General features: G+C 58.1%; 18 protein-coding genes. 14 read left to right on the top strand and 4 right to left on the bottom strand.

Annotation, left to right across the window (positions count from 1 at the left end):
* The first annotated feature begins 131 nt into the window (after positions 1–131).
* From uvrB to HMPREF9451_RS06615, 5 genes are all read left to right on the top strand, one after another.
* Positions 132–2,291 (top strand): excinuclease ABC subunit UvrB, encoded by a 2,160-nt coding sequence (gene uvrB / locus HMPREF9451_RS06635; RefSeq protein WP_009139534.1) that lies wholly within the window; start codon positions 132–134, stop codon positions 2,289–2,291.
* Between the two features lie 231 nt (positions 2,292–2,522).
* Entirely contained in the window at positions 2,523–3,914 is a 1,392-nt protein-coding gene (locus tag HMPREF9451_RS06630; protein WP_009139533.1) for an MFS transporter, read from the top strand.
* Between the two features lie 137 nt (positions 3,915–4,051).
* Positions 4,052–4,774, top strand: a complete 723-nt coding sequence (locus HMPREF9451_RS06625) for a DUF554 domain-containing protein (protein ID WP_009139532.1) — start codon at positions 4,052–4,054, stop codon at positions 4,772–4,774.
* Positions 4,771–5,334, top strand: a complete 564-nt coding sequence (locus tag HMPREF9451_RS06620) for a manganese efflux pump MntP (RefSeq protein ID WP_009139531.1) — start codon at positions 4,771–4,773, stop codon at positions 5,332–5,334. Before HMPREF9451_RS06625 ends, HMPREF9451_RS06620 begins: the two co-directional genes overlap by 4 nt.
* A gap of 37 nt (positions 5,335–5,371) precedes the next feature.
* Positions 5,372–6,112, top strand: a complete 741-nt coding sequence (locus tag HMPREF9451_RS06615) for a metallophosphoesterase family protein (RefSeq protein WP_009139530.1) — start codon at positions 5,372–5,374, stop codon at positions 6,110–6,112.
* Between the two features lie 8 nt (positions 6,113–6,120).
* Here HMPREF9451_RS06615 and pth2 read toward each other — a convergent pair whose 3' ends face one another.
* Entirely contained in the window at positions 6,121–6,543 is a 423-nt protein-coding gene (gene pth2, locus HMPREF9451_RS06610) for an aminoacyl-tRNA hydrolase (protein WP_009139529.1), read from the bottom strand.
* Positions 6,544–6,856: 313 nt separating this feature from the next.
* Here pth2 and HMPREF9451_RS06605 point away from each other — a divergent pair, with 313 nt between their 5' ends.
* The 6 genes from HMPREF9451_RS06605 (at position 6,857) to HMPREF9451_RS06580 (ending at position 11,950) form a co-directional block, all read left to right on the top strand.
* Positions 6,857–8,230, top strand: coding sequence for a M18 family aminopeptidase (locus HMPREF9451_RS06605; protein ID WP_009139528.1), 1,374 nt, complete (start codon positions 6,857–6,859; stop codon positions 8,228–8,230).
* 70 nt (positions 8,231–8,300) lie between these two features.
* Positions 8,301–9,215, top strand: coding sequence for a ketopantoate reductase family protein (locus HMPREF9451_RS06600; RefSeq protein ID WP_009139527.1), 915 nt, complete (start codon positions 8,301–8,303; stop codon positions 9,213–9,215).
* A gap of 22 nt (positions 9,216–9,237) precedes the next feature.
* Positions 9,238–9,579, top strand: a complete 342-nt coding sequence (locus HMPREF9451_RS06595) for a DUF3784 domain-containing protein (protein WP_009139526.1) — start codon at positions 9,238–9,240, stop codon at positions 9,577–9,579.
* Positions 9,580–9,632: 53 nt separating this feature from the next.
* Positions 9,633–10,259, top strand: a complete 627-nt coding sequence (locus HMPREF9451_RS06590; RefSeq protein WP_040626651.1) for an L-threonylcarbamoyladenylate synthase — start codon at positions 9,633–9,635, stop codon at positions 10,257–10,259.
* Complete coding sequence (locus tag HMPREF9451_RS06585; protein ID WP_009139524.1) at positions 10,207–11,235, top strand: hypothetical protein; 1,029 nt, start codon at positions 10,207–10,209, stop codon at positions 11,233–11,235. The genes HMPREF9451_RS06590 and HMPREF9451_RS06585 overlap by 53 nt, the downstream gene beginning before the upstream one ends.
* A gap of 37 nt (positions 11,236–11,272) precedes the next feature.
* On the top strand, positions 11,273–11,950 hold the full coding sequence (locus HMPREF9451_RS06580; protein ID WP_009139523.1) for a prepilin peptidase: 678 nt from the start codon (positions 11,273–11,275) through the stop codon (positions 11,948–11,950).
* Positions 11,951–11,983: 33 nt separating this feature from the next.
* On the opposite strand, the gene HMPREF9451_RS06575 is transcribed toward HMPREF9451_RS06580, so the two are convergent.
* Positions 11,984–13,111, bottom strand: a complete 1,128-nt coding sequence (locus HMPREF9451_RS06575; protein WP_009139522.1) for an aldo/keto reductase — start codon at positions 13,109–13,111, stop codon at positions 11,984–11,986.
* 134 nt (positions 13,112–13,245) lie between these two features.
* On the opposite strand from HMPREF9451_RS06575, the gene HMPREF9451_RS06570 reads away from it, so the two are divergent.
* Entirely contained in the window at positions 13,246–14,190 is a 945-nt protein-coding gene (locus tag HMPREF9451_RS06570; protein ID WP_009139521.1) for an alpha/beta fold hydrolase, read from the top strand.
* 220 nt (positions 14,191–14,410) lie between these two features.
* Here the strand turns inward: HMPREF9451_RS06570 and HMPREF9451_RS09460 are convergent, their stop codons facing one another.
* Positions 14,411–15,571, bottom strand: coding sequence for a helix-turn-helix domain-containing protein (locus HMPREF9451_RS09460; protein WP_009139520.1), 1,161 nt, complete (start codon positions 15,569–15,571; stop codon positions 14,411–14,413).
* Positions 15,572–16,008: 437 nt separating this feature from the next.
* Complete coding sequence (locus HMPREF9451_RS06560) at positions 16,009–17,913, bottom strand: FAD-dependent oxidoreductase (protein WP_009139519.1); 1,905 nt, start codon at positions 17,911–17,913, stop codon at positions 16,009–16,011.
* A 267-nt stretch (positions 17,914–18,180) separates the two neighbouring features.
* Here HMPREF9451_RS06560 and HMPREF9451_RS06555 point away from each other — a divergent pair, with 267 nt between their 5' ends.
* Entirely contained in the window at positions 18,181–19,815 is a 1,635-nt protein-coding gene (locus tag HMPREF9451_RS06555; protein WP_009139518.1) for a helix-turn-helix transcriptional regulator, read from the top strand.
* Positions 19,816–19,962: 147 nt separating this feature from the next.
* A complete protein-coding gene (locus tag HMPREF9451_RS06550) occupies positions 19,963–20,220 on the top strand; it encodes a hypothetical protein (protein ID WP_009139517.1) in 258 nt (85 codons plus the stop codon).
* Positions 20,221–20,311: the final 91 nt, after the last annotated feature.

The following is a 20,311-nucleotide window of genomic DNA, read 5'->3' as shown; positions in this document are numbered from 1 at the left end:
ATTCACGGGCGTTTCTTGAATTACGAATATATGTTCGATAAATATTGGCATGTGATATTCTGGTTGCATATCACGAATCCGCGCGATTGCGTATGCGCGCTGAGAAATGCTTGGAGTGAAGGAGCGGGCTCATGTCTTCTCACCTGCAAAACATAGAAGGCGTTTCCATGAAAGGAAAGCTGCCCGAGGTGCGTCTTGCTTCTACGCCGCTCAAGGTGGAAAGCCCGTACGAACCTGCGGGCGATCAGCCCCAGGCCATCGAGGCTCTTGCTGATGGCGTGCGCCGAGGGCTTCGCTATCAGAATCTTCTCGGCGTCACGGGGTCTGGCAAGACTTTCACTATGGCCAAGGTAATAGAGGCCGTTCAGAAGCCCACGCTGGTCATGGCACCCAATAAAACGCTTGCTGCGCAGCTTGCTGCCGAGCTCAAGGAGTTCTTCCCGCACAACGCCGTGGTCTATTTCGTGAGCTACTACGACTATTACCAGCCCGAAGCCTACGTTCCTTCTACGGATACGTTCATAGAAAAAGACGCTTCCATTAATGAGGAGGTCGAAAAGCTCCGTCATGCGGCAACGTCGAGCCTGCTTTCGCGTCGCGATATTATCGTGGTTGCGTCGGTGAGCTGCATTTACGGCATCGGCTCGCCCATGGATTACGCGGGCATGGCCGTGTTCGTGGATAAGGAAAAGCCGGCCGAGCGCGACGATGTCATTCACGAACTGATAGACATCCAGTATGACCGTAACGATTACGAGCTCAAGCGCGGCACGTTCCGCGTGCGCGGCGATGCGCTCGACGTGTTTCCTCCTTACGCGGACAATCCCGTGCGCATAGAGTTCTGGGGAGACGAGGTCGAGAGCATCCAGGAGATAGACAACGTGACGGGCGAGGTCTTGAACGAATACGAGGCGCTTCCCATCTGGCCTGCTTCGCATTATGTGACTGCCCGCCCCAAGATGGACCGCGCCATCAAGAGCATTCAAGAAGAGCTGCGCGACCGCCTGACGCAATTCAAGGAAGAAGGCAAGCTGCTCGAGGCGCAGCGTCTTGAGATGCGCGTGAACTACGACCTCGAAATGCTCGAGACCATGGGGTTCTGCAGCGGAATCGAGAACTACTCGCGTCACCTTGACGGCCGGGAACCGGGCGAGCCTGCGTATACGCTGCTCGATTACTTCCCCGATGACTTCCTTTGCATCATCGACGAGAGTCATGTGACCGTGCCGCAGATTCGCGGCATGCATGAGGGCGACCGTAGCCGCAAAGTCACGCTTGCCGAGCACGGCTTTCGTCTTCCAAGCTGCTTGGACAATCGTCCGTTGCGTTTCGACGAATTCGAAGAGCGCATTCCGCAGTTCATCTACGTGTCCGCTACGCCGGGCGATTATGAAGAAAAGGTCACGCAGAACCAGGTGGAACAGATTATTCGTCCCACGGGCCTGCTTGACCCGGAAATCATCGTGCGTCCCATAGCAAGCCAAATCGACGACATCATCGACGAAGCGAAGGAGCGTGCCGAGCGCGACGAGCGCGTGCTTATCACCACGTTGACGAAGAAGATGGCCGAAGATTTGACCGACCACCTGCTTGATCAAGGGGTGCGTGCGCGGTATATGCATTCCGACATTGCCACGCTCGAGCGTGTCGAGATTCTAAGCGCGTTGCGCAAGGGGGAGTTCGATGTCTTGGTGGGCATTAACCTGCTGCGTGAGGGTCTCGATCTTCCCGAGGTAAGCCTCGTTGCCATCCTTGATGCGGACAAAGAGGGGTTCTTGCGCAACCACAGAAGCCTTATCCAGACGATAGGTCGTGCGGCGCGTAATGCATCGGGTCAGGTCATCATGTATGCCGATAAAATGACCGATTCCATGGAAACGGCCATTTCGGAAACGCGGCGTCGTCGTGAAATCCAGATGCAATACAACGAAGAACATGGTATTACGCCTCAGACCGTGCGCAAGGCGATTAACGACGTCATGGGCTTTATGTCGGACGGAGACGGCGAAGAGGTGGGCAGTGCCGAAGACGTGAACAAGACCTTAGCGGAACTTTCGCGTTCGGAGGTCATGCGCGTCATTTCGAGCATGGAAGACGAAATGATCGCCGCATCCGCGAATATGGACTTCGAAGAGGCTGCCCGTCTGCGCGACCAGGTGGTCAAGCTGAAGGCGCAGCTTGAAGGCTCTGCTGAGAAGGACGTTTTGGCCGATTTGAAGAAAACGGCGCGCAAAGGCAGCGCTTTCGCCGCCGGCCGCAAAAGCTCCTATGGCGGAGGACGGAGGTCGTAAGCGCGCAGCGCTTAATCGTTGGAATCTTGGGCTATAAGACAGATTGGGCTTCGGGCCGAATCGGGCTTTTGGCTCTCTTGTTTCGTGCAGGTTTGGTCGACACTGTGCCCTTGCGCGCGTAAGAATGTTCGAAACATTTTCTTTACGCTTCGTGATGGCTCTAGCGGTGCTACGTACGCCTTGATACTATCGTCGTTCGAAAGACACAGCAATTGAAAACGGACGGTTTGCATGAGTGACTACCAAGAGCATGGGAAAAAGGCGGGATCGGTCTCTTCTAAACAAACGAAATCCGACATTGCGGTAAAAGTCCAGGCCCAAGCGCCCGAGCTCTCACACAGCTGGAAACGCATCATCGTGACAATTTGGATTGGTCAGGCGTTTTCCATCCTGACGGCGTATTCGTCCATGTATGCAGGCGTGTGGTACGTCACCGAAACCACCGATTCGGCGTTCATGCTGGCGGTTGCCTCGCTGTGCTCGATGCTGCCGCAAGGTCTGCTCTCTCCGATCGGCGGCGTGATAGCTGACCGCTTCAACAGGAAATACGTGCTCATGGCGGCCGATGCGTTCGTCGGGGCCATGGCGCTGATCATGGGCATGATTATCATGATGGGCCACGTGTCGGTCGAGCTGGTGCTCATCATGAGCGCGTTGCGCAGCGTGGGACAGGCGTTTCATATCCCGGCGATGGAATCTACCATGCCTTTGCTTGTTCCGAAGCGCCACTTGGTACGCATCAACACCCTCAATCAGAGTCTGTGGTCTTTGGCGCTGATTGTCGGACCCGTGTTCGGCATCTTCCTCTATACCGTCATCGGTTTTCAGATGGTACTGTTCCTCAACACGCTTGGCTGCGCGGCGGCGGTGCTTACTATCGCCACAGCGAAGATCCCCGATTTCCACGATACGAGCGACGAGGCGCGCCATCCGATCAAAAGCCTCAAGGCGGGCTTTGCCACGCTCAACGCCGACCGCGGCCTTTTGGTCATGGCGGGAATCGTCATGGTGGTCATCTCCATGTACGCGGGCATCAATTCACTGTTCCCGCTGATGACCTATGATCAGTTCAACGGCGACGGCTATATGGCCTCGACCGTCGAGGCGGCCTACGGCGTGGCCTCGCTTGTGGGCATGGGCATTCTGTTCGTATGGGGCGGCGGGCGCCGTCTGTTGCGCCTGGTTGCCCTGTCGGGTTTCGGCGCAGGTGTCATTTTGGTTCTGACGGGCTTGCTCACGCCTGACATGTTCGTGTTCTTCGTCATTCTGACGGGCATTTCGGGCGTGGTAGAGGCGTTTTTCAACGGCCCCTTGCTGGCGGTGTTCCAAAAGCGCGTGCCGCCCGAGAAAATGGGTCGCGTCATGGGGCTTTTCACCACGGTGACGGCTCTTTCGTCACCGATCGGCCTTGCGCTGGCGGGAACCTGCGCGGAATTCACCGGCGTTGCCAACTGGTTCGTCATCGCGGGCGTCGTGGTGTCGATTGGCGGCATCTTGCTAGGCACGCTGCCTATTCTGCGCAAGCTCGATAAAGAAGTGGCCGCCACGTTCGACGACGCGAAGGTCGTTAAACGCAAGGTCGAGCTACGTTCGGAAGGGTCGAACGCGGCTGCTAAGGAGTAAAATGCGAAAGGCACGGCGTACGCCGTGCCTTTTTTGCGCTTCGCCTTGCACGCATGTTCATGGCCATGCTTTCATGCTGAATTGCTGCGAATCGGAGTTCGGGGCGGCGGTAAGGATGGGGGCAGGAAGGGGCTTCGATGGTTATACTCGGGTCGCTGGTCAACGGCATCGCGACGGTGTTCGGTGGCGTGCTCGGTCTGCTGTTCAAGCGCCGCATGCCGAACGACCTGGGCGATTTCCTTATGAAAGGCTTGGGGCTGTGCGTCATCCTCGTGGCTGTGCAGGGTATGGTCAAAGGCGGGGACGTGGTGGTCACGGTGCTTTCGGTCGTGATCGGCGGAATGCTCGGCTTTGCCATCGACATCGACGGGTGGATTCATCGTTTTGGCGATTGGGTGCAGGCGAAGATAGACCGAGTGTTTCGCGGCTCCACGGCATTGGGCAATTTCTCCGACGGCTTCGTTTCCTCATCATTATTCATCTGCATCGGATCTATGGCGGTGTTGGGGTCGTTGCAAAGCGGCTTGCAGCTCGATCATTCCACGCTGTTCGCCAAGGCAGTAATCGATATGGTGGTTGTCATGGTTATGGCCACCACGCTTGGCGTAGGCGTGCCGTTTTCGGGCATTGCGGTGTTTGCGTACGAGGCGGCTTTGAGTTTGGGGGCAAGTCTAATTGCGCCGCTTTTGACCGATGCGGTCATTAACGAAATGGTGTGCGCCGGCAGCCTGCTCCTTTTGGCTATCGGGCTGAACATGCTCAAACTCACCGATATTAAGGTGGCGAATTATCTTCCAGCGGCGTTTATGCCCATCGCAGTATGCGCCGCCATGCAATACATACAGGGGGTTTTGGTATGAGCATGGTCGAAATCATCGTGCTGGGTGTGGCGTTGGCGATGGATGCCTTTGCCGTCACAATTTCCAATGCGTTTTGCTATCGGGGCGCATCGCGAGCGCGTCTGTTCGTGTTGCCGATTGCCTTCGGCGTCTTTCAGGGGCTCATGCCTTTGCTGGGCTTTTTTCTCGGGGGAATCATCGGAAATATCATCGAGGCGTACGCAGGCATTGTGACGCTGGTTATTCTGGGCATTATCGGCGGCACCATGATTAAGGAAGGCGTGTCGGCACTGCGTAATCCAGAGGAATCGTGCTCCATTGAGGCGCAGCGGCTTACGGCCGGGCTCATTTTGATGCAATCTGTGGCCACGAGCATTGATGCGTTCGCTGTCGGTGTGAGCTTGCGCGCCGTCAACGTGGATATTGCGTTATCGGCGGCAATTATCGCCCTGACTACGTGCGCGTGCTGCTTTGTCGCTTTGGCGCTTGGTAAAAGGTTCGGCAACGTCTTGGGCGACAGGGCGCAGATTGTGGGCGGCGTTGTGCTGGTACTTATCGGGTTAAAGGCGATGTTTTTCTAGGCGTCCTTTGCTTTCGGTCGGACGGAAAGGAGATGCTGTGGCGAATCGTATTTTCATCACGGGCGATACGCACGGGTCGATGGACCTGCGCAGGCTCGGTTCTGGTTTCTTTTCGACAGGCTGCGAGCTCGATAAACAAGATTACGTAATAGTCTGCGGAGATTTCGGCCTGGTTTGGGCCGATAATTCCGAAAGCAACTACTGGTTACGTTGGCTTGAGAAAAAGCCTTTTACAACATTGTTCGTGGATGGAAACCACGAGAATTTCGACATGCTCGAGTCCATGGAGACGGAAGAGTGGCATGGCGGATTGGTCCACCGCGTCAGACCTTCAATCCTTCATCTCATGAGAGGGCAGGCGTTCACGATATCTGGTCGCTCCTTCTTCTGCATGGGAGGCGCCCGTTCGGTCGACAAGGCATGGCGCACGCCGCATAAAAGCTGGTGGCCCCAGGAAATGCCTTCGTCTGAAGAATATGCTCAGGCGCTGGATACGCTCGATGCATTGAGCTGGAAAACCGACTACGTGCTCACGCATTGTGCGGCGAGCAACGTTCAGTATCGGCTGAACCCGACATACGAAAACGACGAGCTTACGCGCTTTCTCTTTGATGTGGAGCGAAAGCTTGATTACCGCCACTGGTTTTTCGGGCACTATCATGAAGATCGTGGCATTGGCGATCGCCAGACTGTCATCTATAACGACGTGGTGGAAATTGTTCCTTCCGCCGACGGAGACGATCTGCGTCGCGTTCCTGACGGCTTTCGAGCGCAATAAGGCGCAGGTTAATACAGCGGCAAATCGCCGGTGAGCGGGTCGATTTGCTCGGGATACAGGGGTTCGAACGCCATGCAGGTGTAGGTGGGTTCGCCGTGGAACTCGGTGTGTCCTGCATCCTGGATGAGCGCGGTGACGAAGCCGAGTTCTCTTCCTCGGCGATCAAGGTCGAGCAGTGCTTCTTCGGAGTCTACGTATACGCATATTTTCGCGACGCCGTTTGCAAACCATTCGGAAAGAGGCGTTGCTTCGCGGTCTTTGTTCTCGAGGGATATCCACCCATTGGTCGCATTCACGTCGTTCAAACGGTCTTCCTTCGCAAGGGCCAGAAGCACCGCCTCAACGCAGGCGTGCCCCGATTGCGCGGCAATCTTTCCTTTGCGCATTTTGAGGTCGCGTCTCACGACGATGACTTGCTTTGCGTTATACATTGCTCCCCCCCTGTCGTTCATGTGCAAAACGCCGTTCTCTCAAGCACGTCGCGTTTGAATTCAACGAAGGCATCGATGGCGAAATCTGCGCGCTTTGTTTCGTCTGTTGTGCGGCTTTGTAGTCTAGCGCAAAGGAACGCATCCCGGCATGCAGGGCAATCGCGATGTTTCTTCTTGTGCTTTATGCTTGCCGGTATCGTAAGTTCGTTCGAATTCGGCGAAAATACGGCTTATCCGAAGAAGGCCGCTGAACGTCCGAGGCATTCGCTTCTCGTTGGCGCATGATGCGGCGCATGCGAGAAAGGACGGCTCTATGCCAGATTGCGAAGTGTTCGGCGCGCCGTCGGAGGACGCCTGCAGCCAAGCTCGACGACTCTGCTCGTTCATTCAGGCTTCTCCGAGCGCGTTTCATGCCGTTGACGAGATAACGTCTCGTCTTCGTGACGTGGGTTTTCGCTATCTTCCTGAAAACGCCGCGTGGAGCATGGAGCCGGGCGGCTGCTATTTCACCACGCGTAATGCCTCGAGCGTTATTACATGGCGCATTGGCGACAATATGCCCGAAGACGGCTATCACTTCCAAATTGCCGCATCGCATAGCGACTCCCCGGCGTTCAAGGTCAAAGACGCCGCCGAGCTTTCGGCTCCGGGAAATGCGCTTCGTCTCAATGTGGAAGCGTATGGGGGCATGATCGACTACACCTGGTTCGACCGTCCTCTCGGCCTTGCGGGGCGCGTTATGGTGCGTGACGACTCTCGTATCGAAAGCCGCCTGTTGTTTATCGATCGCCCCGTCGCTCTTATACCAAGCGTCGCCATCCATATGAACCGCGAGGTCAATAAAGGGTTTGCGCCTGATAGGCAGGTGGATGCCTGCCCGCTTTTTTCCGCCGGAGCGCTTGGGGCGGGTTCGTTCGACGCGTTTCTTGCGGGCGAACTCGGCGTTGATCCCGCGCAGATCGTCGGTCGCGATGTTTTCCTGGTGAGCTTGGAAGCCGCGCGTATTTGGGGAGCGGCGGACGAATTCGTCTCGGCGCCGCGGCTCGACGACCTCATGTGTGCGCACGCTTCGCTCGAGGCGTTCCTTTCCGCAAAGCAGAACGGTTGCGTTTCGGTGTATTGCTGCTTCGACAACGAAGAGGTGGGGTCGAACACCAAACAGGGGGCCATGTCAACCATGCTGCGCGACGTCCTTGAACGCATAAACGACGCTCTCGGCTTCAGTTGGCAAGACCTGCGCCGCGCTCTTGCGGCGAGCATGATGGCAAGTTGCGACAACGCCCATGCGGTGCATCCCAACCATCCCGAAAAAGCCGACGAAGGCAACAGGTGCTTTCTCAACGGCGGCATCGTGGTCAAAGAGGCCGCCAACCAGGCATATTGCACGGATGCTTTCAGCCGAGCGGTCTTCACGGGGATTTGCGCCGATGCGGGCGTGCCCGTGCAGCGCTTTGCGAACAAAAGCAATATGGCGGGCGGTTCCACGCTCGGCAATCTCTCGAACATTCAAGCGAGCATGCACGCTGTGGACATAGGCTGCCCGCAGATCGCTATGCATTCCTCGTACGAGACGGCGGGCGTGCTCGATGCGCTTTATGCGCGCCGGGCGCTGGAGGCGTTTTTCGAAACGGACATTCGCATAGACGGGGCGTCGTCTGCGACACTGGTTTCGCCGCAGGAGGCGTAGGCGTTCTTGCATTAGAGTCGGTTGCGCGCACGTGCGCGGTGTGTTCAGAACGGGAAAGGCAGGTTTGTCGGTGCGGATAGAGAAAGCGGCCATCATCGGCAAAGGCGCCGTCGGCCTTTTGTACGGAAGCCTTATCGCGAGCAATATCGGACCCGACGCGGTCGAGTTCGTCATGGACGACCAACGTTTTAGGCGGCATTCTGACGACAAAATCCGCATCAACGGCGATCCGTGCGAGATCAGGACCGTCCCCGCTTCCGAAGCGCAGCCTGTCGATCTTTTGATACTCGCCATCAAGGCCACCGGCATGGAAACCGCGTTGCGAACCATGAAATCCTGCGTCGGTCCGGAAACTCGAATCATTTCGCTTTTGAACGGCATCACAAGTGAAGAGCGCATCGCCGAGGTGTTCGGTTGGGGCAATCTCGTGCTCAGTGTTGCCCAGGGGATGGACGCGGTGTATATCGGCACGGAGCATACGTACACGCATCCTGGTCAGATCAGGTTCGGCGCAGCTCCTCATACCGACGAAGGGGTCGTGGACGAAATCGCCGACTTCTTTGCGAGGGCGGGTATCGATTTCGTCGTTGAGGACGACATTCGCCACCGTATGTGGACGAAGCTCATGATGAACGTGGGACTGAACCAGACCTGCATGGTGTATGAAGGGACTTACGGCACGGTTACCGCCGAGGGGGAGCAGAATCGCAGCCTCGTCGCCGCCATGCGCGAGACCATGGCGGTTGCCCGCGCAGAGGGCGTGGAGCTGACCGAGGCCGACCTTTCCCAGATGGTGGCGCTTACGGAATCCCTCGATCCGAACGGCATGCCGTCCATGGCCCAGGACCGAATCAACAAACGGCCGAGCGAGGTGGAAGAATTTGCCGGCGCCATCATAGGCCGCGCCGAAAAGCACGGCATTCTCGTGCCTCAGAACCGATATCTCTATCGTCGTGTACAAGAGATCGAATCCTGTTACGAATAGCGTTACGAAGAAGGGAAGTTTCATGACGGAAATCGCTATAGGGCTGCTGGTATCCGTGGCATGTCTTATCTCGGCGCTCGTGCTTTTTTCAGGGCACGGCGTTTTCATGGTTGCCTCGCTGAACCGTATGGACCCAGCAGAGCGCGAAGCGAACTATGACGTGAAGCGCGCATGCCGCGCAACGGGCGTGTTTGCCCTGGCTGCCGGCGTGCTCGTGCTGGTGTTTATTGCCTTGAAGTACGCGGTGCTTGTGGAGGGGCTTTCCGCAGGTGTGCTTACGCCCTATACCTGGTTTATGATCATTGCCATCATCGGCGTGCTTATCGCGAGCAACTACTACATTTCAACGCGCTGCAAGAAGTAAACATCCGCTTACGACGGTTCATTCGCAAGCCTCGATGCGCTATGGTGCGCTTGATGGATTTACGTGAAAGCGAGGTTGCCATGAGGCAAACTGACAGCATCCAAAAGACTGCGGCGTCGCTTTTCGCCGGCAAACCAGTCGTGTTTCCGACCGATACCGTGTACGGGGTAGGGGTGGCCGTCGGGCTTTCCGAGTCTCCTCAATCGCTCTTCGATATTAAACGCCGCGATGCCGAAAAAGCCATTCCGTGGCTTGTAGGCAGCAAGAGCGCGCTGCAGTTCTATGGGTGCGATGTTCCGGATTACGCATTGGCTTTGGCAGACGAATTCTGGCCTGGTCCGTTGACGCTTATTGTGAAGGCGGCGAACAACGTTCCCCAGGCGTTTCGCGCGGTGGACGATACGATTGCGCTGCGCATGCCGGACGATGCGGTTGCACTTGCCCTTATTGAGAAGGTGGGCTTTCCCTTGGCTACGTCAAGCGCTAATTTCCAAGGGGAGCCGCCGGCGCATACATTTGACGAGCTGAATCCCGAGTTGCTTGCCAAGGTTCCCGCCGCGCTCGGCGACGGCAGCCCGCGTAGCGGCATTTCTTCGACGGTGGTCGATTGCACGGGGGATGTGCCTCGTGTCATACGCGTCGGCGCTATTACACCTGACGACATCGCCCGATTTGCGTAATTTTGCCATGGAGGCCCTCGACCGCAAGGGACGGTACTGCTCCGTATGCATTCGTGCGGTACGCGGTTCCATGACGCGCTCCATGAACGACGTTGTGGCCATGGAGGCGGCTTCGCTGTTCATGGAGGAATTCGCGCGCAGAAGCGTTGCATCTCCGCACATGCTTCTGCATGGCGTATGGCCTAAGCATCCGTTCGACGATGCGGTTGAGCGGCTCTCGTCGTTTTTCGAGGCTCGATTTTCTCCGGGTGGGTCGTTGTGGCGCATTGGGCGCGAGCTTGAGCCTGCGGCATATAGCATCGCGTCGAGCTGCGAATGCGCCTCTTGCGGCTGTATCGGGCATATTGTTCAAGAGGCGCTTTACGACGCTTCGGCCGAGGCCATTGGCGCAACGTCTCGTGCCTGGGTGAACGACGCAGGAGAGAAAGCTGCGGATTTTTCAGCTGTTGAACAAGCGTTTCTTGGGTCTTCGTGCCATGACTTCGATGCGTGCGGCGGTATTGTGTGCTGTTTGAACTTTGCTTCCTTTCTTTTTCACCAACGTAGGGCCGTTTGCGCATCTACTCCCTCATGCGATGCTCCGTTTATTTGGGAGAGGAAAGACTACGAAGGCTTCGTCGGAAGCATCGATCGCTCGGGGGCAGAATCCAAAGTGTCGGCATCGGCCTTCATGTTTTCTCCTGTGCAGGGGGCGGCGATTCCGTCTTCCTGCCTTTTCAAAGACCCGTTTTCCCTCGCGCTTGATGAATTGGTCGGGGCAAATCCCGAAACAGAGGCTCTTATGACGGCGGCGCTCGGGGACGCGTCCGTGCGTGATACGGTTGCTTTTCAAGAGGCTATGCGCCGTCTTGCCGAGCTTACGCTTGCCTGGTGCGGCAAGACGGGGCGGGAGGATCCGCGCGCATACACAATTCGGCGTTGCGGGGAGGCGGGGGCCGTTCTTTTTGAAAAGGGGTCTTGGGGAGAGGTGTCCTGACGCCGCTGAAAAGGCTGTGCGTTTTTCGGAAGAAGTCGTGGAGGAATTCGAAAGGTGTTCCACGGTGAATGGCACGGTGGAGGGAAGAAGGCTCCTTCATGATGGAGCCATGGATTCTTTTCTCTACATATGCCCGCTCTTTGTCTGCGAACGAACCTGTATCGCCCTTGCCTGCGCGGGTCTGGCATGCGTTTTGGCGTGGATAAGCATCGCCGACGTTCAGGAGCGCATCATTCCCCATGGAGCGCTTTTGGGGGCTGTGGCAATCTGGTGCATACTCATAGCGTGCACGGCCGCTTTCGGTTCGGAAGGCTCGGCGTTTCGGGCGGCTGCGGCAGGCGTTGCGGGGGCGTTCGCATTAGGGGCGGGGTCGTTTGCGACGTCATGCGTGGCGGATGTGTTCGCCGGCCGCGAAACGTTCGGGGCCGGCGATGTGAAACTGCTATTCGTCGTGGGTCTTTTTTCGGGTGCGTTCTGGGGCGCGGTTGTTCTCGTGCTTGCTTGCGTTTTGTTGCTCGCGGCGGCGTTTGTTCGTGCATGTCGCGATGGTTTCCTTAGAAGGCATCCGTCGCGAAAGGGCCGTTCTATTCCGGTCGGGTTTCATGGCGGCTCCTCCGACGACGGCATGTTTCCTTTCGCACCTTTTGTCACCGTTGCCGTCTGTGCGGTATTCGCTGTTCTTTCATGCGCCGAAGGAGTGGCGCCTATGGCTTAACCTGCTGCTGGGACAGCTCCCAACCTTGACCCGTTATTCGAAATGCTCGGCGGCGCGTTTCAGCTGGTTGATGATATCGATCTTCTGCGGGCACATGTCTTCGCACGCACCGCATTCTATGCATTCGCTTGCGGGCGCTTTCGCCTGCCAGGCATACTGCCCCTTTGCGAACTCCCTGTTTTCGGTGTAGGCCTCCAAATTCAGCAGGCCAAGGATGTTGGGAATGGCGATTCCCTGCGGGCAGTCTTTCATGCAATAGCGGCAGTTCGTGCACGCAATGGTGTCCACGGCATGAAGCGCTGTTACCGCTTCGTCGAATGCCAGCTGCTCTTCGGGCGAGAAGGGCTTAGAGCCGAAGGAGCGGTAATCGTCCACGTTCTCGCGCACGTGCTCGATGCTGGACATGCCCGAAAGCACGGTGATGACGTTGGGGAGGTTGTAGCAGAAACGATACGCCCACGATGCAATGCTTCTGTCCGGTGCTGCTTTTTTGAACACGTCGCTCACGCGTGCGGGAAGGTCTATGAGGCGGCCGCCACGTGCTGGTTCCATAACGATTACAGGCACACCGTGTTTCTGGGCTACTTCCATGCAACGACGCGACTGGACCACGGGATCTTCCCAGTCCAGATAGTTCACCTGCAGTTGGACGAAGTCCATGTCGGGGTGCTCAGTCAGTATATCGTCGAGTGTTTCGGCTCCATCGTGGATGGAAAAGCCCACATTGCGGATTTTGCCCTGGTCTTTCATTTCGCGGACGAAATCCCACATGCCGTATTCGTCGAATTTTGTCGTGCGGGGCCCGCCGACGTTGTGCAGCAGGTAGAAATCTACGTAATCGAGCCCAAGCCGGTCGAGGGAGGTCTGCAGATTCGATTGCGCGGTGGCCGCATCGGGCGCTGCCCAAGCGAGGCATTTCGTGGCGACGGTATAGGCGTCGCGCGGATAGCGTTTCACGAGCGCCTCGCGCAAGGCCGTTTCCGAGGTGCCGTTGTGGTAGACGAACGCAGTGTCGAAATACGTTCCGCCTCCCTCGATGAAAGCGTCGACCATTGTTTTGAAATGCTCGATATCGATGCTTGTGGGATCCTTTTCATCAAGAAGCGGCAGTCGCATGCAGCCGAATCCGAGTTTTGGGGTGTTCAAGAGAGATTCCTTCATGGCTTCCTTTCTTTCGTGCGAATGCTAACCTACTGCTTAGAGCATGGTTCAAGTCAAGCATTTTTTTTTGGGATATGGGCTGCCACGGACGTTTCGCAAACGCGCGCTGTGTGCAATACAGAGGGGGAAGAGGCATGGAAGCGATTGAATTGCAGTACGAAAGCCATGATGGCGTCTCGGAGATTCGGGCGCTTCTGTGGCAACGGGACGCCGTTTCTTGCGAAGCGCCGCGCGGCATCGTGCAGATCGTGCACGGCATGTCCGAACACGTGGAGCGCTACGCTCCTTTCGCGTCGTTCCTGGTTTCAAAGGGTTTCGTCGTCTGTGCAAACGACCACGTTGGCCATGGGAAGAGCGCTTCGGATAAGGAATCGCTCGGCCATATGCCCCTTCGCAACGGGGCGGAGGTTCTTATAGAAGACGTTCACGAATTGCGAAAGATGATGCAAGGGCGCTACGGGGAGGAAGTTCCCTTCGTCATGTTCGGCCATTCTATGGGAAGCTTTGTGACACGATGTTATCTGACCAGGTATGCGAAAGGTCTTGCGGCAGCGGTGCTATGCGGCACAGGCCAACAGCCCCGTGCGCTTTCGAGAGCCGGAAACGCGGTTTGTCGTATTCTTGCCGCCTTCAAGGGGGAGAGGTACTGCAGCGCATTCGTAGATTCGCTCGGCGCAGGTGCGTTTTCGAAAGCCATTTCCGGCGCACGCACCGAGGTGGATTGGATTTCGACGGATCCGGAAGTGGTGGACGCGTATCGCGCCGATCCCGCGTGCGGGCAGATGTTCACGTTGGGAGCGTACGCATCTCTCACAGCTTTGACGCTTGAGGCAACCGACCCGAAGCGGGCGCGTCTTATTCCGAAAGACCTGCCGCTGCTTTTCATTGCGGGAGGCGAAGACCCCGTCGGCAATTGCGGCAAGGGCGTCGAGCGCGCTGCCGAGCAGTACCGGGCAGCAGGCGTCCTGTGCGTTGATATGAAGCTGTACGACGGTATGCGTCACGAGATTCTTAACGAGCCGGTGAAAGAGGAAGTCTTCAACGACGTGGATCGCTGGCTGCGCAGCAAAGGCATATAGAACGGTCGCAGGTGATATGCGCCGATGGGGCGCTTGGCTCTCGCGCTCCATCGGCGGGGTGATCGGTACGACTTCTGGATTCCTGGCCCCCGAGCTCTTGGCTGCGGTTTTCCCGGCTTCGGTTCTCTCGAATGCTCAATTCTGCGCCCGATCGAACACGAGCTCGGCCGGACTTTCGGACAATTGGGATGTTGCACCTGGGGTTTTCGCGACGGCCGGCTTATCGCGTCACGCTGCGGAAGGGAATGGCAATCCATGCGATGACGCAGGCAAGCGCGCCGATGATCAGAGCAAGCGGCCAATGAGGGCTGTGCAGAACGAAGAGCATGACGAGCACGACGATCGCGGAAAGCGTCATGATGATGCCCGCTGCGGCCTTTCTCTGCTCTCGGACGCGCTGGTGGAGCATGTTCGCGTCAAGGGATTGCGTGTCGGACGGGCACGCCCCGGCATCGCTTTGCGCGCCGTGCGGCATCGCGGCGGCGCTCGGGGCGAGCGCCGATTCGGACGGGGCGCATCCCACCTGCGGGCAAGCGTCGGCTGCGGCATGGTTCTCGAAGCCTTCGTATGCATCGCGCGCGGCAACGTCGCGGCCTGCGATCAGAGAAAGGCGGCGCGCTTCGGAGTTTTTCCGTGCGGCTTTTTCTTCATAGCGTCGGTTGTAGGCGGCGATGTCGGTGCGCGATACGCCCATCGAAGCGTGAACGACAAGCCACGATGCACCTGCAAGCGCGATGTTCAAAGAAGCGAGTCCGCCGTAAAGATGCTGGAAGAAAACCGTTTGGAACCAGCAGATAGCAACGCCGACGACCGTGATGACGGCCGCTGCCGCCCAAGAGGCATTCCTGCGTTTTCGTGCGCGCGCCTTATCCGCTTCGGTGTAGAAATCTTCGACGAAGGGATGGCGACGCGTGAACGTGCGCTGCACGTTACAGGCGAAGCCGAACAGCACGCAGGCGAGAAGCGTGCCGGCAAAGAACGCATACTGGCACGCGATGCGATACGCATCGGCAGCCGAGGCCGCGATGCCTCCGGTGCCGCAAAACCCCGCGATGCCGAGGAATATGCAGGCCACGCCCGAGGCCGTAAGGGTGGCCCGCAGGCGCATGCGGCGGTCGTAGTCGCAGATGTCGGTAGCGGGGCCCGGGGAGACGGCAAGGGCGTGCTCGCGGGTCCGATGCGTCAGGTCTCCACGGGCGAGTTCGTCGAGCGAGCATTCGAAGATGTCGCACAGGCATAAGAGCTTGTCCATTTCGGGGTAGGCGGCATCCGATTCCCATTTGGAGACGGCCTGCCTGCTTACGCCGAGCAGCATGGCAAGCTGCTCCTGGGTCATCGACCGCGTTGCGCGAAGATGCTGAAGGTTTGCGCTGAAGCTCATGGTGTCCTCCTCTGCCGGATGGGCGAATTCCGTCGCACGCCGCGTGCGTCTGAGTGTTCGAACTTACCGTCAGTTTCTTCGCTTCGAATGGTTGCGTCCACCATGTTCCGGTTGCGTTTTCGCAATTTCGCCGGTTGCGCGGCGCAGAAGCGCGCGATTATCGGGCATATCCGACATTGCCGTCATGCGACCGGACCGTCTTGCCGCCGGCCGATTGCGGCATGTGTGTGCGTTCGGCGGGAAGATGCCCTTCATAGCGCAAGGCCCCCGAAAATCCTCGGGGGTCTTGCGCTCTATGCCTCGGTCTGCGGTGCCGGGCGCCGCTAGTTGAACCGTTCGGCGCGAAAGGGAGGGGAAGCGCGAACGGAGGCGGCGTCCTGGCTTTGGGATGGCGGCGAGCTGGGTGACATCGGGCCCGCCGCCGCATCGAGGACGGGCTAGGCGATTTCGGACGCGACCGTCTCGGCCATGATGTAGCCGTAGTTCATGGCGGCGTCGAAGCCCATGCCGTACTGTTTGCCGTCTTTCTCCTCGATCGAGCCGCACACGTCGCCTGCGGCGTACAGGCCGGGGATCACGGTGCCGTCTTCCTTGGTCACATGGCAGGAGGTATCGATCATCAGACCGCCCGTGGTCAGGTAGAAGGTCGGCTCGATGCCGCAGACCCAGATGCCGTCATGGGTGTCCAGATAGGGGAGCTTGGAGCGCTTCCACTCGTCTTCCTCGCCTGCCAGCGCATGGCCGTTGTGCTTTTCGAGGGTGGCGGCCAGGTTGGTGCAGCCGGTTGCCTCGGCGGCTTCTTCCACGGTGTTGTAATGCACCATGTCGCCGCGCTCGAAGACGGCCTTGTAGGTGTCGAAGCCCCAGGTGAGGTTATTCATCGTGGTAACCGCGCCCGACTCGTCGGTGATCCAGTAGAACTTGCCGCCGTTGGCCTCTTCGTCGCACAGGGCCTGTCCGATGACGAAGTGGTTCGCCTTCATGACGTTGCCGAACTGGTCGCCGTGGGCGTTCACCATGATGCCCGGGGTGGTCTGATACATGAAGGCGATTTCCATGCGCGAACCTGCCTGCGAGGTGGTGGACATGTAGGCGCCCAGCTCGCGGCCCATGCATTCGATGCCCGCGCCCACCTTCTGGCCGAGCACGATGCCGTCGCCGGTGGAGGCGGGGCAGCAGTTGAAGGAGCGGCCGGCATACTGCGGGTAATACTGGTCGACCATTTCCTGGTTGGCACCGAAGCCGCCGGATGCCAGCAGCACGGCCTTGGCGGTGGCGGTGTAGACCGAGCCGTCTTTACCCTCGGCCACAAGGCCGGTCGCGCGGTCGCCGTCCATGGTGATGTCGGTCACCTTCGCGCCGTAGACGATGGTGCCGCCCAAAGCGCCCACGCGGTCGGCGAGGTACTGCATGGCCTGGCCGCAACCGCCTTCGTAGCAGCCGGGAGCCAGATACGGGGTGATGCCGTATGCCTTGTTCACGCCCATGCTGTAGAAACCGACGCCGATCTCGTGCAGCCAGTCCACCAAAGCGCCCGAGGTGTCATACATCGCATGGTCGTAGGGCATGGCGCCGTCGAAGCGGTCGAACTCGGGGTTCACGTACTTGGAAAGAACGGCCATCATGGCGTCTTTGTTGTAGTTCGGGTTGTCGTCGAAGCGGCCCTGGGAGTAGTTCTCCTGCAGCTTGCTGCCCGCGCTCGCCACGCCGGAGTAGGTCATGGACATGGAACCGCCGGGGATGTCCTGCTTCTCGAACAGGGTGACCTTCACGCCCTTTTCCAGCAGGCGGGTGGCTGCCACAAGGCCTGCGGTGCCGGCGCCCATGATGATGACGTCGGTGTCGATGGCCTGCTCGGTGCCGCCGGTCAGCTCTTCGGGGCCCTTCTGGAATTCGCTTGCGTCGATGCCCGCATTGCCGAGGCATTCGAGCGCGGCATTCTTGATGGCGTTGCAGGTGGTGGTTGCGCCGGAGATGGCGTCAACATCGAGGTTCTGGGTTTCGAGCACCTTCGCGGGCCACATGGTGGCGGCCAGGCTGCCGATACCCGGGGTTTCGTCGTGGTTGAGAACCTGCAGGCTGGCAATCGCGCCGTCTTTGACCACGGTTTCGACGAAGACGTAGTTCTCGTGGCCCATGGCCTTGGCTACGTATTTGCCGTCGGTGGCCTCGCTCATCTTCTTGTATGCGGTTTCATTGGGGGTTTTCGCGGTGCTTGCTGCATCGGACGATTTGTCTTTGCCGGACGGGGACGGGGCGCATCCGACTCCCATTGTTGCAACGGCGCCCAATGCGCCGACAACGCCTGCACCCTTCAAAAAGTCGCGACGATTCAAATCCATGGTCATTCTCCTCCTTGTGTTCCTCCCTTTTCGAAGCGTGTGAAAAGTCGCTTCGAAGATGCTTCGACCATAGGCCTATTACCTCGCTCTGTCCTCACCGAGTATCGGTGAATTTATTAAAATGCCTGGTCACGTCTTTGACAGGCATGTGTGGTGTAGGTATTGTTCGTGAGGTGTCAGACCGTGTCTTTCTGAAGGGTGAGAAATGGCGCGCCGTTCGGCGATTGAGCGCGATACAATGGCACGAATTGTACGGGGGGAGGGGTTATGCGCGATTTCGCTTCGAGGATCGCAGCGGTGTCTGCGTGCGGTTTCGGACTGTCGAAGGCGGCAACATCTATCGGATACCTGTCGGCGATGGGGTCCGTTACGCGGAATGTGGGTTTTGTGACCGAACTATGGTTCATGCTTGCAAGCGAAGCGGTCTCGCTTGTTCTTGCCATTGTGGTGGCTTCTTTGGCCGCTCGTGGCCACCTTCGTCCGCGCTCTATTCCCCAGTGGCAAGCGTTGCTGGTGTTTTTCGCAGGATTCCTCCTGAGCGCATCGGGTGTGCTCGCGCCTGTACCTGAGCCATATTCTGCGGCGCTGCTCGGCTGTATATACGGAGTTGCGTCTTTTCTGTTCTGCATAACGTGGATGGAAGAATTTGCCTATCAAGATCCGTCGGATTCCCATAAGAGCATGGTGGCGGGACTCTGCATTCAAACGGTTCTCGTCGTTGTGGTGTCAATGCTTCCCGGGCTTGCGCTGACTTTCGTCGCTATGGCGTCCGCGTTTATTTCCGTGCTGTGTCATTTCGATATCGTCATGCGTAAGACGGGCGTTTTAGGCGAGAGCGCGCATGGCGAGCTCTCTTCCGCGTGCGAGGTTTTCGAGCCCGTGACGGCACGTGCATTCGTTGCGAAGTTCGGCACCGCGTTTGCTTGCCTTTTCGTGCTGGTGGGCGTTGTGGGCATCTTGCATACGTCGGTTCTGGGGTCATCGTTTGAACATATCGTCGGTGGGGTGTCTATGTGGATCCCTCTTGCCTTTGCCACGGCTGTCACGGCGGTTGCCGGCCTGGCGGCGTTGCGTCTGCCGGATCCCACGTCGGTGTATAAGGCTGTACTGCCCGTCATGCTGGCGTTGCTCACGCTGCTTCCGTTCGTGGGCGATTACCTTGGATCGCTTGCGGGCGGGGCTATGATCGCTTGCTACGACGTATGCGGCATGCTGTTTCTCTTCTTCATCGTGGACGCGGCGCATGGGCATCGTCAGCAAAGTTATCTGCTTTCGAGCGTGTACATGGGCGGCTCGAACGGTTTTCTGGCATTGGGTCTTGGCATAGGGCTGCTCGTCAACTATCTGAGCGGCGATTACGATATCTCTCTCATGACGCTGCTCGCTTTTGTTGCCATGTATCCTCTGGGCATTGCGTTCGTCATGGTCATGCGTCGCAGCATGCAGGGCGTGCGGCCAGCTGCAGATGGGAGCAATCTTGGGGGGCAGGCTCAGGCGCAGTGCCTCGCACAGGACGCGAACCCTTCTTCCAACGGAGCGCTGGGACGGCATGAGCAGGCGCACGAAGATGGCTCGCGCGGAGACGAAGGCGCGGTCGATACTGCCTCCGACTCTCTTGATGCGGCAGCGTCGATTCCCGAAGAGCGAAGCGAGGTCTTTCCGGTCGAGCCCGATTGGGAGGCGGCCTTGCATTCGTTTGCCGAACACTACGGGCTCACGAAGCGCGAAACGGAAATATGCTCGTATCTTGTGCGCGGCCGTTCCGCAAAGCGTATTGCCGAAGAGCTTTTCATTTCGGAAAACACCGTATGGACGCACACGAAGAACGTGTACGCCAAAACGAAGGTGTCGGGCAAAGATGACCTCATGAACCTTTTCGAAGACGAGGCGTTCGGGCGATAGGGCATCGCAATCGAAGCATGGCGTTTTTCAATCGGAGGTGTTTTGGCGGAAGGCGTCTAGCCCCGGCGGAGCCTTTGCTCAATGCCTGTCCGTATCGAACGCTACAATACAAAGCTAGACTGCGTATAGTTACTGAAAGGAACGTTTATGAAGCGTCTGACTTCCCGCGCTGCCGACGGCACGGCTTCAGTCGATCCCTCTATGGTTGATGAGGCCATTCGCCGTCTGGCTGCATACGAAGACATGCATGATGACCTCGAGGCTAGGCTCGCCGATCTTGAGGAGACTGTTGCTGAGCGAAAAGCGGCAGGTACGCTGAACGCCTCCACGGGCAATCAGCTTATTGCGCAGAAGGTGGCCCTTAAGACCACCATCGGCATGTTCGATATCTACGGAATTGAATAAGGCGCAACCTCGCTTGTCTTGGTTGCGGATTTCCGATGTCGCCTAAGATGCCTTGTTGTTTTCCGGCTTATGGTCCAGTTTTCAAAAACCT

This window comes from Slackia piriformis YIT 12062, assembly GCF_000296445.1.
Taxonomy (GTDB): domain Bacteria; phylum Actinomycetota; class Coriobacteriia; order Coriobacteriales; family Eggerthellaceae; genus Slackia; species Slackia piriformis.
The sequence above is the reverse complement of the archived record's forward strand: the minus strand, read 5'-3'. Positions and strand labels throughout refer to the sequence as shown.

Coding starts and splice junctions, on each gene's coding strand:
- pth2 (WP_009139529.1), bottom strand. CDS start 6,543: ATGTATAACGCAAAGCAAGTCATCGTCGTGAGACGCGACCTCAAAATG.
- HMPREF9451_RS06590 (WP_040626651.1), top strand. CDS start 9,633: ATGGATTTACGTGAAAGCGAGGTTGCCATGAGGCAAACTGACAGCATC.
- HMPREF9451_RS06595 (WP_009139526.1), top strand. CDS start 9,238: ATGACGGAAATCGCTATAGGGCTGCTGGTATCCGTGGCATGTCTTATC.
- HMPREF9451_RS06620 (WP_009139531.1), top strand. CDS start 4,771: ATGAGCATGGTCGAAATCATCGTGCTGGGTGTGGCGTTGGCGATGGAT.
- HMPREF9451_RS06630 (WP_009139533.1), top strand. CDS start 2,523: ATGAGTGACTACCAAGAGCATGGGAAAAAGGCGGGATCGGTCTCTTCT.
- HMPREF9451_RS06605 (WP_009139528.1), top strand. CDS start 6,857: ATGCCAGATTGCGAAGTGTTCGGCGCGCCGTCGGAGGACGCCTGCAGC.
- HMPREF9451_RS06560 (WP_009139519.1), bottom strand. CDS start 17,913: ATGGATTTGAATCGTCGCGACTTTTTGAAGGGTGCAGGCGTTGTCGGC.
- uvrB (WP_009139534.1), top strand. CDS start 132: ATGTCTTCTCACCTGCAAAACATAGAAGGCGTTTCCATGAAAGGAAAG.
- HMPREF9451_RS06575 (WP_009139522.1), bottom strand. CDS start 13,111: ATGAAGGAATCTCTCTTGAACACCCCAAAACTCGGATTCGGCTGCATG.
- HMPREF9451_RS06555 (WP_009139518.1), top strand. CDS start 18,181: ATGCGCGATTTCGCTTCGAGGATCGCAGCGGTGTCTGCGTGCGGTTTC.
- HMPREF9451_RS06550 (WP_009139517.1), top strand. CDS start 19,963: ATGAAGCGTCTGACTTCCCGCGCTGCCGACGGCACGGCTTCAGTCGAT.
- HMPREF9451_RS06570 (WP_009139521.1), top strand. CDS start 13,246: ATGGAAGCGATTGAATTGCAGTACGAAAGCCATGATGGCGTCTCGGAG.
- HMPREF9451_RS06625 (WP_009139532.1), top strand. CDS start 4,052: ATGGTTATACTCGGGTCGCTGGTCAACGGCATCGCGACGGTGTTCGGT.
- HMPREF9451_RS09460 (WP_009139520.1), bottom strand. CDS start 15,571: ATGAGCTTCAGCGCAAACCTTCAGCATCTTCGCGCAACGCGGTCGATG.